The sequence below is a fragment of the Peribacillus sp. ACCC06369 genome (assembly GCF_030348945.1).
Classification (GTDB): Bacteria; Bacillota; Bacilli; order Bacillales; family DSM-1321; genus Peribacillus.
Genome location: NZ_JAUCEN010000002.1, coordinates 3,350,348 through 3,367,592, shown reverse-complemented (window position 1 = coordinate 3,367,592; position 17,245 = coordinate 3,350,348). Strand labels below are relative to the sequence as shown.

The 17,245-nt window shown below is 40.2% G+C and carries 16 protein-coding genes; all 16 read left to right on the top strand.

Going from position 1 to position 17,245, the window contains the following annotated elements; all coding sequences use genetic code 11:
• Positions 1-2: 2 nt before the first annotated feature.
• The 16 genes from QUF78_RS17120 (at position 3) to ndk (ending at position 17,163) form a co-directional block, all read left to right on the top strand.
• On the top strand, positions 3-1,055 hold the full coding sequence (locus QUF78_RS17120) for an NAD(P)H-dependent glycerol-3-phosphate dehydrogenase (protein ID WP_289325616.1): 1,053 nt from the start codon (positions 3-5) through the stop codon (positions 1,053-1,055).
• 397 nt (positions 1,056-1,452) lie between these two features.
• Complete coding sequence (locus QUF78_RS17115; RefSeq protein WP_289325615.1) at positions 1,453-2,790, top strand: APC family permease; 1,338 nt, start codon at positions 1,453-1,455, stop codon at positions 2,788-2,790.
• Positions 2,791-3,073: 283 nt separating this feature from the next.
• A complete protein-coding gene (locus tag QUF78_RS17110) occupies positions 3,074-3,271 on the top strand; it encodes a hypothetical protein (RefSeq protein ID WP_289325614.1) in 198 nt (65 codons plus the stop codon).
• Positions 3,272-3,508: 237 nt separating this feature from the next.
• The gene (locus QUF78_RS17105; RefSeq protein WP_289325613.1) at positions 3,509-5,614 is read left to right on the top strand and encodes a sigma 54-interacting transcriptional regulator; all 2,106 of its coding nucleotides are present in this window, start codon (positions 3,509-3,511) and stop codon (positions 5,612-5,614) included.
• A 294-nt stretch (positions 5,615-5,908) separates the two neighbouring features.
• A complete protein-coding gene (locus tag QUF78_RS17100; RefSeq protein WP_289325612.1) occupies positions 5,909-7,282 on the top strand; it encodes a putrescine aminotransferase in 1,374 nt (457 codons plus the stop codon).
• A gap of 309 nt (positions 7,283-7,591) precedes the next feature.
• Entirely contained in the window at positions 7,592-8,950 is a 1,359-nt protein-coding gene (locus QUF78_RS17095) for an IS1182 family transposase (RefSeq protein WP_289323635.1), read from the top strand.
• Between the two features lie 319 nt (positions 8,951-9,269).
• Entirely contained in the window at positions 9,270-9,467 is a 198-nt protein-coding gene (locus QUF78_RS17090; protein ID WP_284470311.1) for a DUF2768 domain-containing protein, read from the top strand.
• Between the two features lie 16 nt (positions 9,468-9,483).
• Complete coding sequence (locus QUF78_RS17085; RefSeq protein WP_289325611.1) at positions 9,484-10,206, top strand: hypothetical protein; 723 nt, start codon at positions 9,484-9,486, stop codon at positions 10,204-10,206.
• Positions 10,207-10,437: 231 nt separating this feature from the next.
• Positions 10,438-11,916: a stage IV sporulation protein A gene (spoIVA, locus tag QUF78_RS17080; RefSeq protein ID WP_289315825.1), complete on the top strand. Its 1,479-nt coding sequence runs from the start codon at positions 10,438-10,440 to the stop codon at positions 11,914-11,916.
• 504 nt (positions 11,917-12,420) lie between these two features.
• Positions 12,421-12,693 (top strand): HU family DNA-binding protein, encoded by a 273-nt coding sequence (locus tag QUF78_RS17075; RefSeq protein ID WP_034308023.1) that lies wholly within the window; start codon positions 12,421-12,423, stop codon positions 12,691-12,693.
• Positions 12,694-12,994: 301 nt separating this feature from the next.
• On the top strand, positions 12,995-13,561 hold the full coding sequence (gene folE / locus QUF78_RS17070) for a GTP cyclohydrolase I FolE (protein ID WP_285766234.1): 567 nt from the start codon (positions 12,995-12,997) through the stop codon (positions 13,559-13,561).
• Positions 13,562-13,582: 21 nt separating this feature from the next.
• Positions 13,583-13,831 (top strand): trp RNA-binding attenuation protein MtrB, encoded by a 249-nt coding sequence (gene mtrB, locus QUF78_RS17065; RefSeq protein WP_076365643.1) that lies wholly within the window; start codon positions 13,583-13,585, stop codon positions 13,829-13,831.
• A gap of 247 nt (positions 13,832-14,078) precedes the next feature.
• Positions 14,079-14,909 carry a heptaprenyl diphosphate synthase component 1 gene (locus tag QUF78_RS17060; RefSeq protein WP_289325610.1) on the top strand — a complete coding sequence of 277 codons (831 nt, stop codon included), beginning with the start codon at positions 14,079-14,081 and terminating at the stop codon, positions 14,907-14,909.
• A gap of 3 nt (positions 14,910-14,912) precedes the next feature.
• Positions 14,913-15,623 carry a demethylmenaquinone methyltransferase gene (locus QUF78_RS17055; protein ID WP_289325609.1) on the top strand — a complete coding sequence of 237 codons (711 nt, stop codon included), beginning with the start codon at positions 14,913-14,915 and terminating at the stop codon, positions 15,621-15,623.
• A gap of 34 nt (positions 15,624-15,657) precedes the next feature.
• Positions 15,658-16,620 (top strand): heptaprenyl diphosphate synthase component II, encoded by a 963-nt coding sequence (gene hepT / locus QUF78_RS17050; RefSeq protein ID WP_289325608.1) that lies wholly within the window; start codon positions 15,658-15,660, stop codon positions 16,618-16,620.
• 96 nt (positions 16,621-16,716) lie between these two features.
• Positions 16,717-17,163 carry a nucleoside-diphosphate kinase gene (gene ndk, locus QUF78_RS17045; RefSeq protein WP_289325607.1) on the top strand — a complete coding sequence of 149 codons (447 nt, stop codon included), beginning with the start codon at positions 16,717-16,719 and terminating at the stop codon, positions 17,161-17,163.
• The last annotated feature ends 82 nt before the right edge of the window (positions 17,164-17,245 follow it).

Below are 17,245 nucleotides of genomic sequence, written 5' to 3'. Positions count from 1 at the left end.
CAATGGAGAAAGCAAAAGAAAGCATCGCAGTGATTGGTGCAGGTAGCTGGGGAACTGCTTTAGCGATGGTCATAGCTGATAACCAGCATGAAGTGAGGTTATGGGGACATAATCAGAAACAAATTGATGAAATCAATCAAAATCATACGAATGGAAAATACTTGCCTGGGATTGAATTGCCTTTGGGGATTCAAGGGTATTCTTCCATTGAGGAAGCGTTGGTCGGGATTGAAATAATAATCTTGGCTGTGCCGACTAAAGCCTACCGGGAAGTGCTGGGTCAGATTAAAGAGGCTCATGATAAACCATTGACAATCGTTCATGTGAGTAAGGGGATTGAACCTGATTCCCTGCTTCGTATTTCGGAAATGATTGAAGAAGTATCTTCGGCGGATTGGCTTAAAGATATAGTGGTTCTTTCAGGGCCGAGCCATGCAGAAGAAGTCAGTCTTCGTCACCCGACAACAGTTGCCGTTTCTTCAAAGAATATGAAAGCTGCCGAAAAGGTTCAAGACATCTTTATCAACAATAATTTCCGTGTGTATACAAATCCGGACTTGATTGGCGTTGAAATCGGAGGGGCATTAAAGAACATCATTGCCTTAGCTGCCGGCATTACGGATGGGTTAGGCTATGGTGATAATGCCAAGGCTGCCTTAATAACACGTGGATTGGCTGAAATTTCCCGTCTAGGGGTGGCCATGGGAGCTAACCCACTTACTTTTTCCGGATTAGCTGGAATAGGTGATTTGATCGTCACTTGTACAAGCGTTCATTCCCGAAATTGGAGAGCTGGGAATATGCTTGGTAAAGGGCAAAAGCTTGAAGAAGTATTGGAAAACATGGGTATGGTCGTCGAAGGTGTCAGAACGACTAAAGCCGCCTATCAATTAGCTCAGAAGTACGAAGTGAATATGCCGATTACTGAAGCCCTGTACGATGTCTTATTCAATGGGGAAGAAGTGAAAAAGGCAGTTGACCTTTTAATGAATCGTTCAAAAACGAATGAAATGGAAGAACTTTTTAACATATTGGATAGCAGACAGCAGGATTAACCTTGAATCTGTTGATTTTAATAAAAGAATTTCATTAAATTAGGCATTCGATGATGCGCCTTGCCATGTATCAGCATACAATGCAACGAAAGTAAACTAGTAATTTGACCTCGGCACGGGGGGATTTAGTCAAATGAGCGGAAGATATCTTGATATCTTCTGCTTTTTTTATGGGCAAAAATCAGCGGTTCACTTTTAGCTAACTTTAAGGATTATGAATAATTGAATAAGTTATTCAAATTTGCATCAAATATTCTCCTTATTTCCTTATTTTTTGTTAAATTTCGACTATTTTTTTTGGTATGAAAATTGCGAAGTGTAATATGACCAATAAAATTATAAGGAATTCCAGAAAAGTTGGTTAACTTTTCTGCTTAAATGGGAAGGGGAATGATACATGCAAACAGGTCAATTGAAAAGGTCTTTAAACTTATGGCATATCGTATTGCTAGGTGTTGGATATATGACGCCGATGGTTGTTTTTGATACATTCGGGATAGTTTCCGAAAAAACGGGGGGGCATGTGCCAACCGCTTATGTCATCGCTCTTTTAGCGATGTTGTTTACAGCAGCCAGTTATGGGAAAATGGTGAAAATTTATCCGCAGGCAGGTTCAGCCTATACTTATACACAAAAAACGATCAATCCGCATTTAGGCTTCCTTGTCGGATGGTCATCGATGCTTGATTACTTATTTTTACCGATGGTGAACGCCATTTTAACAAAAATATACTTAACAGCACTTTTTCCAGAAGTATACCCGTGGATATGGGTGGTGGCATTTGTCCTTTTAATGACAGGCATTAACTTATTCAATGTTAATTTTGCTGCCAACTTTAATAGCTTTCTTGTTTTTTTTCAAATGTTGGTCATCATTATTTTTGTGGCACTTGTCGTTAAAGGAGTCATGAGTGGAGAAGGAACAGGAGAGGTCTTATCGGTTCAGCCATTCATCGGGCCTCATATTGAAATGTCGACGCTCATAACAGGTGCTACAATCCTTTGTTTTTCATTTCTGGGGTTTGACGCTGTCACTACATTATCGGAAGAAACAACAAATCCAACCAAAACGGTTCCCCGGGCCATCTTTTTGACTGCCCTTATCGGAGGGATTTTATTTGTGACGGCTTCATTCTTTACACAGTTATTTTTCCCGGATATTTCACGTTTTAGCGATCCTGAAGCGGCTTCCCCGGAAATTGCCCTTTTCGTGGGCGGGAAGTTATTTCAAGCCTTCTTTCTTGCAGGAACTTTATCCGGTACTCTTGCCTCCGGTCTTGCATCTCATGCTAGTGTTTCCAGGTTGTTATATGTCATGGGGCGTGACCAAGTGATCCCGAAAAAACCATTTGGGTTTGTTCACCCCAAATACAACACGCCATTCTTTAATGTCATATTCGTCGGGGTCATTTCAATGGTTGCCTTATTCCTTGATTTGGTTACGGCTGCTTCCCTCATAAACTTTGGGGCTTTAATTGCTTTTACTTTCGTGAATATTTGTGTAATCGTCCATGCAATTAGAAACAAAAGTTTCCTTACGATTAAGGGATTTCTTACAACTATTCTGTCCCCGGTTATTGGCGCGGCATCGGTCTTCATCCTTTGGCTTAATCTTGGTATGAGTTCATTGATTCTAGGAGTTGTCTGGGCGGTTATTGGAATTGGTTATCTTCTGTACCGGACAAAATGGTTTACGGACTCCCCTCCGCTATTTCATTTTGAAGAAGCCCAGTGAATCCAAGCTATTCACGAAACGAAGGAGGTTGTTATATATTTCTGATGCTTTTGATTGCGTACAGTTACGGACAGGGCAAAGGTCATTTGATCGGGCCGGTTCGGTTCGACATATGCTTACAGAAACAAGTCGATTAATCCAAATGATACTAAAGGATTATTTATTCATTTCAATGGTTAATTCCTTGTTATTCAGCTTTTCTTTTCAGCAGCTTTTGCTTCTGTACCTGCCTATGCATGGGTGTTGAGTTTACTGATTATTGTGACGGTTATCAATGTTGTTGATGAGAAAATGGCTACGAAAGCAAGGCTTCCCTTACGATGTCTCCTTGCTTTCCATTGCCATATTCGCCAATTTTTCTATTCGTGACGGGGAAGGAACGGGAACTCTTTGGAGTTTTCATTCTTTCTATAATCCAAATGAGTCATTTTCTTACATCGTGCAGGTGCTGCACTCCTATTTTCTCGTTTCCTGGCTTTGATTCGGCAATGCCATTTACTGAGGAAACGGCCGATTAAATCCTGAACTAAGAAAAGGTGAACGGTCGAAAAAAGTTTAAGATGATCTGGTTTTAGGTCAAAAGGGTCCCTTAAAGGACCCTTTTATTGTGGGTTGAATAAAGGTAAATTATGGATACATGTAAGGGTGCATATTATTTTTTATCTTGCAATTCAGAATTATGTTAAAATAGGTTAGGTTACAAAAGGAGAGTGAAACTGTGTTATCTATTCCGGATGATAAAATTAGACCATTCATAACTATAACAATTGATCAGCCAACATTTTCAGAGCAAAAAATTGATGAGATACAGGAACCTTTCTTCTTTCTTATGAAGGAAAATCAAGTATTTGCGTATATCCGCATGGATGACCTCCCGTTAAATGAAAAAATAACGACAGTCGATCAGCTTTTACAGTATGCTTTTTCGATCGATAATGTCTGTAAATTAACTCCTAACATATCCTTGCCGCTTCTGTTTCAAATTATTGGTGAACCTATCGTACTGATAAAAACGGATGATGGCCTGCTTACCGGTTATGTAAAAAGGGAAGATGTGTTAGCTGAATTATTTAAGCAGGACAGCAAACAAAATTTAGACCTGCTAAATGTTATTTTAACTTCGATTCCTATGGGGATTTTTGTGGCTGATAAAGAAAAAAATATCGTGAACTTCAATGAATCAGGCTTGAAGATGATAAAAAAGCCTTCTGAACAAGTCCTAAATGAACCTGCTGCGAACATCTTCAATAAGCAACATATACATAGCGTGTTTGCCAGCGGGAGCAGTATTCTGAATCAGCTGGAAATCACTGATGTCATGAGTGTGCTTGTCGACTATAGTCCGATTCTGAACCATGAAAAAGAAGTCGAAGGGCTGATCATCATCGTTCAGGATTTACCGATGGTTGAGGAAATGGCCATGGAAATAGAATTAATAAAAAGCTCGAATAAAGACTTGAATGCCATTTTAGCGAATATCTATGATGAAATACTTGTAGTCAATCAAAAAGGGGAGCTGCTGCGCTATAGTGACAGCATCATCTCAGGATTCTGGGGGAAGGATTTAAAAGATTATATCGGGAAGAATCTCTTGCAACTAGAAGATGAAGGGATTTTTAATCCTTCGGTCACCCGATTGGTCCTTGAACAAAAAAAGAAAGTATCGATTGTCCAAGATACGAAAATGAATAAGAAAGTCCTTTCTGTCGGAACTCCTGTATTCAATGAAAAAGGGGATATAGAGCGTATAGTCATTGCTTCAAGGGATATAACCGAAACGACACAATTGAAATCGGAATTAAATGAAATGAGGAAAGAACTGGACTCATTCAAAAAACAAGATCAATTTTATAAAGAGTTGATTTTTGCCAGTCCTAAAATGGAGCAGATAATCAGCCAAGTCAAGAAAATCGCTCATTTTTCATCCACTGTTTTAATCAACGGGGAGTCAGGGGTAGGTAAAGAAGTGATAGCTGAAGCCATTCATAAAATGGGTAGGCGGTCCAAGCAACCTTTCCTGAAGATAAATTGCGGGGCGATTCCGGAAAACCTCCTCGAAAGTGAATTGTTTGGTTATACGAAGGGTTCATTTACAGGAGCTGATAAAAATGGGAAGGTAGGATACTTTCAACAGGCCAATAAAGGTGTTTTATTCCTTGATGAAGTGGGTGACATGCCTATTCATCTTCAAGTCAAGCTGCTGAGGGTCCTCCAGGAACAGGAAGTGATCCCGATAGGCAGTACTACACCTATCTCCATTGATGTTCAAATTGTTGCGGCCACGAATAAGAGTCTGGAAAAAATGGTCGAGATGGGGACGTTCAGAGAAGATTTATTCTATCGATTGAACGTCATTCCCATTCATGTGCCCCCTTTAAGGGAAAGGCCGGAGGATATACCGCCGCTAGCCTTTCATTTTCTGCAAAAACTGAATGAAAGGTATCAGCGGAATTACCACTTTTCCCCCGATGCCTTAAATATACTGGAAGTCTATACATGGCCGGGGAACATTCGTGAATTGCAGAACATGATTGAAAGATTGGTTGTTTCTGCTGATGAAGAGATGATCGATGCTGACTTCATTCAAAGGTTCATTCCGGTCGGCAGTGACTTTAAACAAACGAAACCCATCATTACCAGAATCCTTCCTTTACAGGAAGCACAGGATCATGTCGAAGAGCAATTGATCATGCTTGCCATGAAACAGTATAAAACTACGACCAAAGCAGCAAAAGCTCTGGGGATAAGTCAATCGTCAGTGAGCAGGAAGTATCAAAAAGTTTTAGCTGAACAGAGTAAGAGAATCGAAAAAAATGCATATTGAAAAAAAGCCGTTGTCGAGTGATGATAATCACTTGTCAGCGGCTTTTTTTAAGAAAAGAAAAAGCTTTTAAATGAATTTTCAAGGATGATTATGCAATGGGGAATAGTAATATGCAAATTTGCATAGTTTAAGAGCGGTTTATCAAAAATAATGCGATTTTATTGGGAAATTATATTGGCACGGTTCTTGCTTGATTAGTAAGTATAAGAAAAAAGGGAGGTAATCATTAAAGTTTCATCAGAGGCGGTCTTCATTAACAAATCCACTAAAGTTATAAAAAAAGGAGATTTTAAAATGTCAATTAACGTAAAAAGTAAAAATACTCAAGCCAACCAAACAGCAACTCAGGATTATATTAAAAAAGTGCTTCAATTAATCGAACAAAAGGAAATTTCAAAAGAAGATGCGCAATGGATAACAAAAGAAACGGTCGAGAATTTCCGGAACCATGTAAACCCAGGGTTCTTGGAATATCGGAAGACGGTCACTAAAGACACACAATTCGCTGCGGTGGAGTGGTCTGATCAAGATTCCTGTTTTACGGATGTTAATGGAAAAAAATATATCGATTGTTTAGGTGGCTTTGGTATTTATAATGTTGGCCATCGTAACCCTAAAGTCGTTAAGGCCGTAACCGATCAATTGCAAAGACAAGCCCTTCATAGCCAGGACTTACTAGATCCATTGCGTGCAATGCTTGCAAAGATCCTAGCCGATATCACGCCAGGGGATTTAAAATACTCATTCTTTACGAACAGCGGTACGGAGAGCGTGGAGGCTGCACTTAAGCTCGCTAAAATGTACAGTGATAAATACACGATTATTTCCACGACAAAATCATTCCATGGTAAAAGTCTTGGTTCCCTATCGGCAACGGCAAAGGGCATGTTCCGTAAACCGTTCATTCCACTGATTCCTGGTGTGCGTCATGTACCTTTCGGTGATGTGGATATGATGAGAAAAACGTTTGAAAGCTGTGCGTTGGTCGGTGAAGATGTTGCTGCTGTGCTGTTGGAGCCGATCCAGGGTGAAGGAGGGGTCATCCTCCCTCCGCAAGATTATTTAAAGCAGGTTCGGGCATTATGTGATGAATATGATGCGTTATTGATATTGGATGAGGTGCAAACAGGAATGGGACGTACAGGTAAAATGTTCGCTTCTGAGCTCTATGATGTTGTTCCGGATATTATTTGTTTAGCGAAAGCATTTGGCGGCGGAGTAATGCCTGCAGGGGCTGTGGTAGCCAATGAGAAAGTGTTTAAAAGCTGGTTCGATAATCCATTCATGCACACTACGACATTTGGAGGGAATCCACTCGCGTGTGCTGCTGCCATCGCTACGATCGACGTGCTTTTGGAAGAAAATTTACCTCAGCGTGCTGCAGAAGTTGGAGAATACTTCCTAAATGGGTTAAAGGAAGTGGCTAACGAGCACAAAGATAAAGTATTGGAGATTCGCGGCCAAGGATTGATGATTGGTATCGAGTTCCATAAAGACGAAGTGGGTTATGAATTTTCAAAAGCCCTATTTGATAAAGGCATATTGGTGGCAGGAACGCTTATAAACTCCAAAACAATCAGGATTGAGCCGTCATTGACTATTCATTTGGATGAAGTGGATACAGTCATAAAAGCGTTTAAAGAGGTCTTGCCGACGCTTCAATCTTAATTTAAATAAGCAGAAAAACAGCCTTTAGGCTGTTTCAGACTGTAGACAAACTCGATGAAAATCGAGTTTGTCTATTTTTTATGAGTTGTACAATTTGGCCGTTGATTTTCCACTCCAGGCACTCGCTTTCCGCGGGCGGTCGGGGAGCCTCCTCGGCTTTCGCCTGCGGGGTCTCCCCTAGACGCGCTTTTCCCGCAGGAGTCTCGTACCTTCCGTTCCAATCAACTTTGTCTTACCTTTTAGATAAACACTTTTGCCTGGAGTCATTTTTGTTTTAAAATAGAAGTATTAAAACTTGAGGTGATGAGGATGCTTTCTAAACATGATTCTATTCAGCGAGATCAACTTGAAATGATTACGTTAGATCAACTGGTGCCACTGAACCATTTGGTTCGTAAAATGGAGGCTGCCATTGACTTCACTTTCATTTATGACTTGGTGAAAGAGATGTATTCAGAGGTAGGACGCCCAAGTATTGATCCAGTTATTTTAGTTAAACTGACATTCATTCAATATACCTTCGGTATTCGTTCCATGCGTAAAACGATTGAAGAAGTTGAAACCAATATGGCTTACCGTTGGTTCTTAGGCTATGGTTTCCATGATAAAGTACCTCATTTCTCTACGTTCGGGAAAAATTATGAGCGACGCTTTAAAGATACAGACCTGTTTGAACAGATTTTCTATCGCATTTTAATGACAGCTGCTAATAAAAAGTTAATAAGTGCTGAACACGTTTTCGTGGATTCCACACATGTGAAAGCCAGTGCGAATAAAAGGAAATTTGAAAAGAAAATCGTTCGTAAAGAAACACGAGCGTATCAAGGGCGTCTTCAAGAAGAAATCAATCAAGATCGTGAAAAACATGGAAAGAAGCCTTTTCCATCAGATAAATTTGATAAAGAAGAGACCAAAGAGATTAAAGAAAGTACAACGGATTCTGAGAGTGGCTACTATGTGAAAGATGAACGAACAAAACAGTTTGCCTATTCATTCCATGCGGCCGCAGACCGCAACGGTTTTGTATTGGGAACGATTGTAACACCTGGAAATATACATGACAGTCAGATCTTAGAGCCACTAGTTGAACAAGTGATTGAGAAAGTTGGAAAACCGGAAGCCGTTGCCGCAGATGCAGCTTATAAAACACCAGCGATTACAAGCTACCTATTTAACAAAGAAATCATACCGGCTTTACCTTATACACGTCCTCGCACCAAAGAAGGATTTTTCCGCAAACAGGACTATGTATACGATGAACATTTTGATTGTTACCTTTGTCCTTCGGGAGAGCTATTAAAGTACTCAACAACCAATAAAGAGGGCTATCGCGAGTATAAATCACCCAAACACACTTGTGCGACATGCTCATTTTTATCTCAGTGTACAGAAAGCAAAGACCATCAAAAAGTGGTGACACGGCATATTTGGCAAACACATGTGGAAGAAGCAGATCATCTGCGTCATCATCAAGATGTAAAAACTATATATGCGAAACGTAAAGAAACGATTGAGCGTGTATTCGCAGATGCAAAAGAAAAGCATGGTATGCGTTGGACAACTTTAAGGGGACTTAAAAAATTGTCGATGCAGGCGATGCTTACTTTCGCTGCCATTAATTTAAAGAAGATGGCCAATTGGACATGGCGAGGTCCAAAAATGGCCTAACATAGTGGGCTCGTAGAGCCCCAATCTCCTAACTTCAGGCAAAAATTCAAAGGGAATCTCAAAAAGGGGTTCGGAATTTTTTAATTCCGAACCCCTTTTGTCTACAAACTGAAACAGCCTTTAGGCTGTTTTTTTGTTGATTGGAAGGAGAAAGTATGGAAAATTCATTATATATTTCTCGTTATTTAACCGCACCTCAGAAATTTTTTTGCGAAAATTAGTCATGAAAACGAGAATTACACAGTTTGGACAATGATTTAATTCCTTTAACGTAATTTGGTATGTTATAATAATTTCTGGAAAAAGGAGTGATGAAGATATGACACCTGCTCTGCAAAAAATGTGGATATCCTTTATAGCTATGGGCTTTATGGTTATCTCTATATTTCTAATCTACTTAAGCCGTTATAAATTAAAAGGTTTTTGGAGAGGCTTGACAGCAATTATCGCATACATACTTATGATTCTAGCCGGCTTGATCATCCTTATCGTTGTTCTTAGCGGGCCAACCACTTGATAGGTGAGGAGAAATGATGAAGAATTTATTCAAAATATTATGTTTATTATGCATCTCCGTATCATTATCTGGCTGTTTATATCCGGAAAAGCAAAAAATGCAAAACCAACTGCCTTATAAAGAGCAAATACAATCCGTCCAAAGTGCAGTCGATCAATTTCAGAAAGACGAGGGTGGCATACTGCCCATCGTTACAAAAGATGCAGAGACACCGATTTATCAAAAATATGTCATAAAGTTTTCTAAGATCTCGCCGAGGTACATGGCTGAACCGCCGGACAATGCCTTTGAATCAGGAGGTGTCTTTCAATACATCCTCGTTAATGCCGAAAAGGATCCGACTGTAAAGCTGTTGGATGTCAGGATGGCACAGAAGATCCAGGATGTTTCCTTGAGATTGACTGCTTATCAGCAAAGCAATGGATACCCGCCATTTAAGGAAAGGTTATCCGATAATGTCTTTACGCTCGATTATGAAAAAATGGGCCTGAAGGAAGCTCCTACGGTCACGAGTCCATTTTCACAAAAAGATTTATATCTTGTAGTCGATGGCCAAGGTGATATTTTTGTTGATTATACCCCGGATTTACTTGAGGCATTAAAGAAGCATGATGGGGAAGTCAAGCCAGGTGAGGATATCCGGGACCTGCTAGTGCAGAGTTCGGAGTTCGTACCAGCCTATTCATTGCCATATACAATTGATGAAAAAACAAATAATCCAATATTTCTTACAAAATAGGCATAACCCTTCTTCTACAAAATATATTGTAGGGGAAGGGTTATTTCTTTATCTTTATTTCATCTTACTTTTAAAATAACAACCCTTATATAAAATTTCTGGTGGAGGAAGGGAATGAACCAGGGAAATAATTGGAATAAATTTTTAGGACAACATCATAGATATATAGTGTCCTAAATAAAAGCAAATGGATAAACGAAATCCCAAAACTCTAATTCGGGAGGGGATACCTTGGAAAAGGTAGATATTTTTAAAGATATAGCTGAACGGACCGGTGGCGATATTTATTTGGGGGTGGTCGGTGCCGTCAGGACTGGGAAATCCACATTTATTAAAAAATTCATGGAGTTAGTCGTTATTCCGAATATCCCTTCAGAGGCCGACCGTGCAAGGGCACAGGATGAATTGCCTCAAAGTGCTGCTGGAAAGACGATCATGACGACAGAACCAAAATTCGTACCCAATCAGGCAGCATCGATTCAGGTAGCTGAAGGGCTCGAAGTTAACATTCGTTTAGTCGATTGTGTCGGTTATACAATACCTGGGGCTAAAGGGTATGAAGATGAAAATGGTCCCCGCATGATTCACACGCCTTGGTATGAAGAGCCGATTCCGTTCAATGAAGCGGCTGAAATAGGTACTCGCAAAGTAATTCAGGATCATTCCACATTAGGTGTAGTCGTTACGACGGATGGGTCAATAGGGGAAATTCCTCGTAGTGATTATTTAGAGGCGGAGGAAAGGGTTGTTGAAGAATTGAAGGAGGTTGGCAAGCCATTTATCATGATTGTCAATTCCGTTCAGCCTCACCACCCAAATACGGTAGCACTGAAGGAATCCTTGCAGGAAAAGTATGATATCCCTGTATTGGCCATGAGTGTCGAAGGAATGCGGGAATCGGATGTTTACAGCGTACTGCGTGAGGCCCTTTACGAATTCCCGGTACTCGAAGTCAATGTGAATCTCCCGAGCTGGGTAATGGTTCTGCGAGAAGATCATTGGTTAAGGGAAAGTTACCAGGAAGCGGTTAAAGAGACCGTTAAGGACATTAAACGCCTGAGGGACGTAGATCGTGTTGTCGGTCATTTTAATGAATTCGAGTTCATTGACCGTGCCGCGCTTGCAGGCATTGAGATGGGGCAGGGTGTTGCGGAAATCGACCTGTACGCCCCTGATGAGCTCTATGATGATATTCTGAAGGAAATAGTCGGTGTGGAGATTCGGGGCAAGGATCATCTGTTATCTTTGATGCAGGACTTTGCGTATGCCAAAGCAGAATATGATCAGGTGGCAGATGCACTGAGAATGGTCAAACAAACCGGATATGGTGTCGCAGCACCTTCCCTTAACGATATGAGTCTTGATGAACCGGAAATCATCCGTCAGGGAGCCAGGTTCGGTGTAAGGCTAAAAGCTGTAGCTCCTTCCATCCACATGATCAAGGTCGATGTCGAATCCGAATTCTCGCCAATCATCGGGACGGAAAAGCAAAGTGAAGAATTGGTCCGGTATCTGATGCAGGATTTCGAAGACAATCCACTTTCCATTTGGAACTCTGATATTTTTGGCAGGAGCCTAAGTTCCTATGTAAGGGAAGGCATACAGGTGAAATTAGCGATGATGCCAGACAATGCGCGCTATAAATTGAAAGAGACACTGGAGAGAATAATTAATGAGGGCAGTGGGGGATTGATTGCCATCATCTTATAAAAACGTTTTAAAGCTGGACCAATTCCTTCAATGGATTGGTCTTTTTGCATGCAATGGACAAAAGTATCCCAAGAAAAATACCCCTTATGAAGGCCAATATTTGAAAAAACCAGTTGTTTTTTAGTATAATCTTGAAAAAACCCTGTGGTTAAGCGATTTTCAGTAATATAATAAGTTTAATTTCTATAAAAAAGGGAAATGATGAATAGCGAAAGACAAAATTTATAATATATACAATTATTAATGAAAAGATTCCCATTATTTTTTGAATTCCCTTGCTAAGCTAATAGGATTTGTGATAATCTACATACAGAAAACGCGTTATAACAGCGATTTCAACCTATTTCCAAATTTCCGGATGCATTATTTGGAAATTAATTCGGCTTGGTAATCCTTGATTTCCATGGAATGAATTTTTTTGGACCGAAACTAATAACAAATCACTATTATAGTGTTGTAATAATGATTTTTTATAAAGAATCCTTTTGGGAGGAGGTGAATGGCATGAACAAAACAGAATTGATTAATGAAGTTGTTACAGCAACTGAAATTTCTAAGAAAGACGCTACAAAAGCTGTTGATGCTGTTTTTGATACAATCTTAGAAGCTCTAAAAAACGGTGATAAAGTCCAATTGATTGGTTTTGGTAACTTTGAAGTTCGTGAACGTGCGGCTCGTAAAGGCCGTAACCCACAAACTGGTGACGAAATTGAAATTGCAGCTAGCAAAGTGCCAGCTTTCAAACCTGGTAAAGCACTGAAAGATGCAGTGAAGTAATTCTACCATTACATACGGGTGCTTAACCGAAAAGGGCCGCGTGAAAACGCGGCCCTTTTTTTGCTTCTTAATTTCTATCTGTGATAATATAAAAGACAGTGAATATTTCAGAAACGCTGTAAATGGCAAATCCGTCAAAAGCCATTACAAAAAAGCCGATTCCGAGGAAACTGCCTTTCAAGAGCGTCATTGCAAGTGGGAATGGGTGGCCTTGATAATAGGAAATATGGATGTCAGGGTGTAATGCCTTGAATTTTATTCTGAATACATAATATTAATGATTTTTTAGGAGGTACTATAAATGGCTAATGTTGATCATGCCAAAATAGAAGAAGCGGTTAAAATGCTTCTTGAGGCTGTAGGGGAAGACCCAACGAGGGAAGGATTGCTTGATACTCCTGGCCGTGTAGCCAGAATGTATGAAGAAATTTTTTCTGGACTTAATCAGGATCCAAAAGAGTATTTCGATACTGTTTTTGGAGAGGATCATGAAGAACTAGTACTTGTAAAGGATATTCCGTTTTACTCAGTCTGTGAACATCATTTAGTCCCTTTTTACGGAAAAGCACATGTAGCATATATCCCGAAAAACGGAAAAGTAACTGGGTTAAGTAAATTGGCACGGGCGGTTGAGGCTGTATCAAAGCGTCCGCAACTTCAAGAGCGGATCACTTCGACAGTGGCTGACTCGATAATGGAAAAGCTTGAGCCTCATGGTGTAATGGTTGTAGTAGAGGCTGAACATATGTGCATGACCATGCGAGGTGTAAAAAAACCCGGATCTAAAACAGTGACTTCAGCTGTAAGGGGAACGTTTGCGAAGGATCACCGCACTAGAGCGGAAGTGCTGGCATTCATAAAAGACTAAGGACATGGGGGCAGGAAAAAAATGAATGAAAAAAAGATTCTGAATGATTTTGTCGTAATCAAAGCCATTGAGGATAGTGTGAATGTCATCGGGTTAACAAGAGGTACGGACACCAAGTTTCATCACTCCGAAAAACTTGACTCAGGAGAGGTGATGATCGCACAATTCACAGAGCATACCTCGGCGATTAAAATCAGGGGCCATGCAAAAGTTTATACTCCATTCGGGGAGATAGAAAGTGATTCTAAAAAGAATTCACCTGACAAATGATAGCTCCAATTTAATTGGTTAAATATAAATCAATCATCTGATATCGCGTTTAACAAGCCGTAAATTTCCCGCATCCATTTTCTTGAAGAGCAAATGATGAAGGTTTCCTTATTTTTGGAAGTTTCATTTTATAAACGTTGTCCATTTCATCTGATTGTTTTTATGGTATAATAATGTGTATTTTACACAGACAGAAACCAATATGTATGAAAAAAATTATCTTTCGGGGATGCAAGGGTGATCTCAATTGTTAAACATAACGGACGACATAAGGCAATTAAAACGATTAATAGAAACGAAAGCTCAACATCCATATTTATTGAAGCATATACAAAAGCCAAGCTTGGACGAAGATAAACTGATATTGCTTTGGGGATTGTTTAACGATTTGGACGTTTTAAACGAAAAACGGAATCAATACATCATTTCAACCATGTTAGTGCAAATAGCTCTGGATACCCATGAAATCGTCTCGAATTCGGGTGATGGAATCGAGTTGCCTGAGGTATTGAAAAATCGCCAATTACAAGTGCTTGCTGGAGATTACTATAGTGGCTTATACTATCAAGGGCTTGCCAGTGTGGGTAATGTTGATATGATCCGTATACTTTCAAGCGCAATAAAAAAAATAAATGATAATAAAATCATTCTTTATCAACAAGGGTCCATTAATGATGTACCAACGCTTTTAATGACGATAAAAGCGATCGAGGCTTCGCTAATCCATAAACTGGCGGATTACTATAATGAGCCTGCCTGGATAGACATATCGGAAGATCTGCTGCTTTTGAAAAGGCTGCATGCCGAGAAGCGGAGCTATCTGAAAACGGGTCAATCTATAGTTTTTGATGTCCTAAGGGCAATGCCTTTTGATGACTCGATTAGTGGGGACGTACTCATTTCGGAAAAAGAAGAACAGGTACGGGCCCAATTCGATAAGTGCCTGAGGGATGCCAGGCAATCCGTACAGTGCTCGATGCGGAAACTTGCAAAGTTTGATGATGAACTTCTTGATAGAGTGAAAGTCATCTTGGAACAAACAGAGAGTATAGCAAATTCATATGTGAAAGAAGGGTGAGTCATGGAGCAGTCTAAAGAGCAAAAAGTTCATCATGTCTTCGAAAAGATCTACGGAAACTATGACAAGATGAATTCCCTCATCAGCTTTAAACAGCATCTTAAATGGCGGAAGGCTACAATGGCCATCATGAATGTCCCAAAAGGCGCCCATGCACTTGATGTATGCTGTGGAACAGCGGACTGGACCATTGCCCTTGCTAATGAAGTAGGACCGGAAGGAAAGGTTGTTGGTCTCGATTTTAGTAAGAACATGCTGAAAATCGGCGAACAAAAGGTGAAAGAACTCAATTTAGATCAAGTTTCCCTAATGCATGGGAATGCAATGGAACTTCCTTTTGAGGATAATAGCTTTGATTATGTCACGATTGGTTTCGGGCTGCGGAATGTCCCTGATTACATGCAAGTGCTTAAAGAGTTAAACCGGGTAGCCAAGCCAGGTGGAATGGTCGTTTGCCTGGACACTTCACAGCCAACGATGCTTGGCTTTAAACAGGGCTATTACTTTTATTTCCGTTTCATCATGCCCATGTTCGGCAAATTATTCGCAAAAAGTTATAGCGAATATTCATGGTTGCAGGAATCAGCTCGAGATTTCCCAGGCATGAAAAAGCTTGAAAGCATGTTCAAGCAGGCAGGAATGGATAATGTCAGTTACAAGGCCCATTTCGGCGGTGTTGCAGCAACACATTTCGGGTACAAGCCTTCAAAATAAGCATAATAGGAATGGACAAAGCTGGGTGGAATGTATGAAATTTAAAATGATGTATTCGTTTTTGAATGCAGATTTGCAATTAATAGAAAAAGAACTGGAAGCCGCAATTGAAGCGGATTCCACTGTTTTAAGGGAGGCTTCCCTACATTTACTGCAATCCGGTGGAAAGCGGATCCGTCCGGTATTCGTCCTTTTGGGTGCGAAGTTTGGCGATTATGATATACATGTCGTAAAGCATGTCGCAGCGACATTGGAACTGATCCATACAGCTTCCCTTGTGCATGATGATGTTGTAGATGATGCAGATTTACGCAGGGGATCTGCCACCATTAAGTCAAAATGGGATAATCGCGTCGCCATGTACACAGGCGACTTCATTTTTGCTCGTGCACTGGAAATGATGGCGGTGATCGAGTCGCCCCTTGCGCATCAAATTCTTGCTGATACTATGGTTGAACTATGCCTTGGGGAAATTGAACAAATAAAAGATAAATACAATTTCGAACAGAATTGGCGGATATATTTCAGAAGGATCAAACGAAAAACGGCATTGCTCATTGCATCGAGCTGCCAGTTGGGAGCCATTTCAGCCGGTGTTGAAGAGAAAATTCACCAAAAGCTATTTAAATTCGGGTATTATGTCGGTATGTCTTATCAAATCACCGATGATATATTGGATTTTACAGCTTCGGAAGAAGAGCTTGGTAAACCAGCCGGAAGTGATTTGATTCAAGGAAATATCACTTTACCAGTTTTGATTGCAATGGAAGATCCAAAGTTGAAAAGGCTTATCGAAACAGTTCGGGAAGATACGCCAAAAGACGAAATGTCCCACATAATCAATGAGATAAAATCATCCGGTGCCATTGAACAGGCTGCGAGGATCAGTGATATGTATTTAGAAAAGGCTTTTACTGAGTTGAAAGGTCTTCCTGCAATTAAAGCCAGAAAAACTTTATCCGATATCGCGAAAAATATCGGAAAAAGAAAGTTTTAATACTGGGAGTTGCGAAACTCATCAAACAATGGTAATATTCTAAAAGGATTGCCTTATATAGGCAAATAACAATGATACATATTAGGAGTGACATTCATGGAAAGAACATTTTTAATGGTTAAACCTGACGGCGTTCAACGTAATTTAATCGGTGAAATCGTTTCCCGTTTTGAAAAGAAAGGCTTCCTTCTTGCAGGAGCAAAATTAATGGTCATCTCTCAGGAATTGGCTGAGCAACATTACGGCGAACACAAAGAACGTCCTTTCTTTGGCGAATTAGTGGACTTCATTACTTCAGGTCCTGTCTTCGCAATGGTTTGGGAAGGCGAAAATGTAATCGCTACTGCACGTCAAATGATGGGTGCTACTAACCCTAAAGATGCAGCTGCAGCAACAATTCGTGGTGATTTTGCCGTAACTGTTGGCAAAAACATCATTCACGGATCTGATTCAGCTGAAAGCGCTGGACGTGAAATCGGTTTATTCTTCAAAGAAGAAGAACTTGTTGAGTATTCAAAACTTGTAAACGAGTGGGTTTATTAATTAATACGAACACACATAAAAAAAGCGGGTTCCATCGTCATTATGAGATGGAACCCGCTTTTTTTGTTTTGAGCTTATTTAA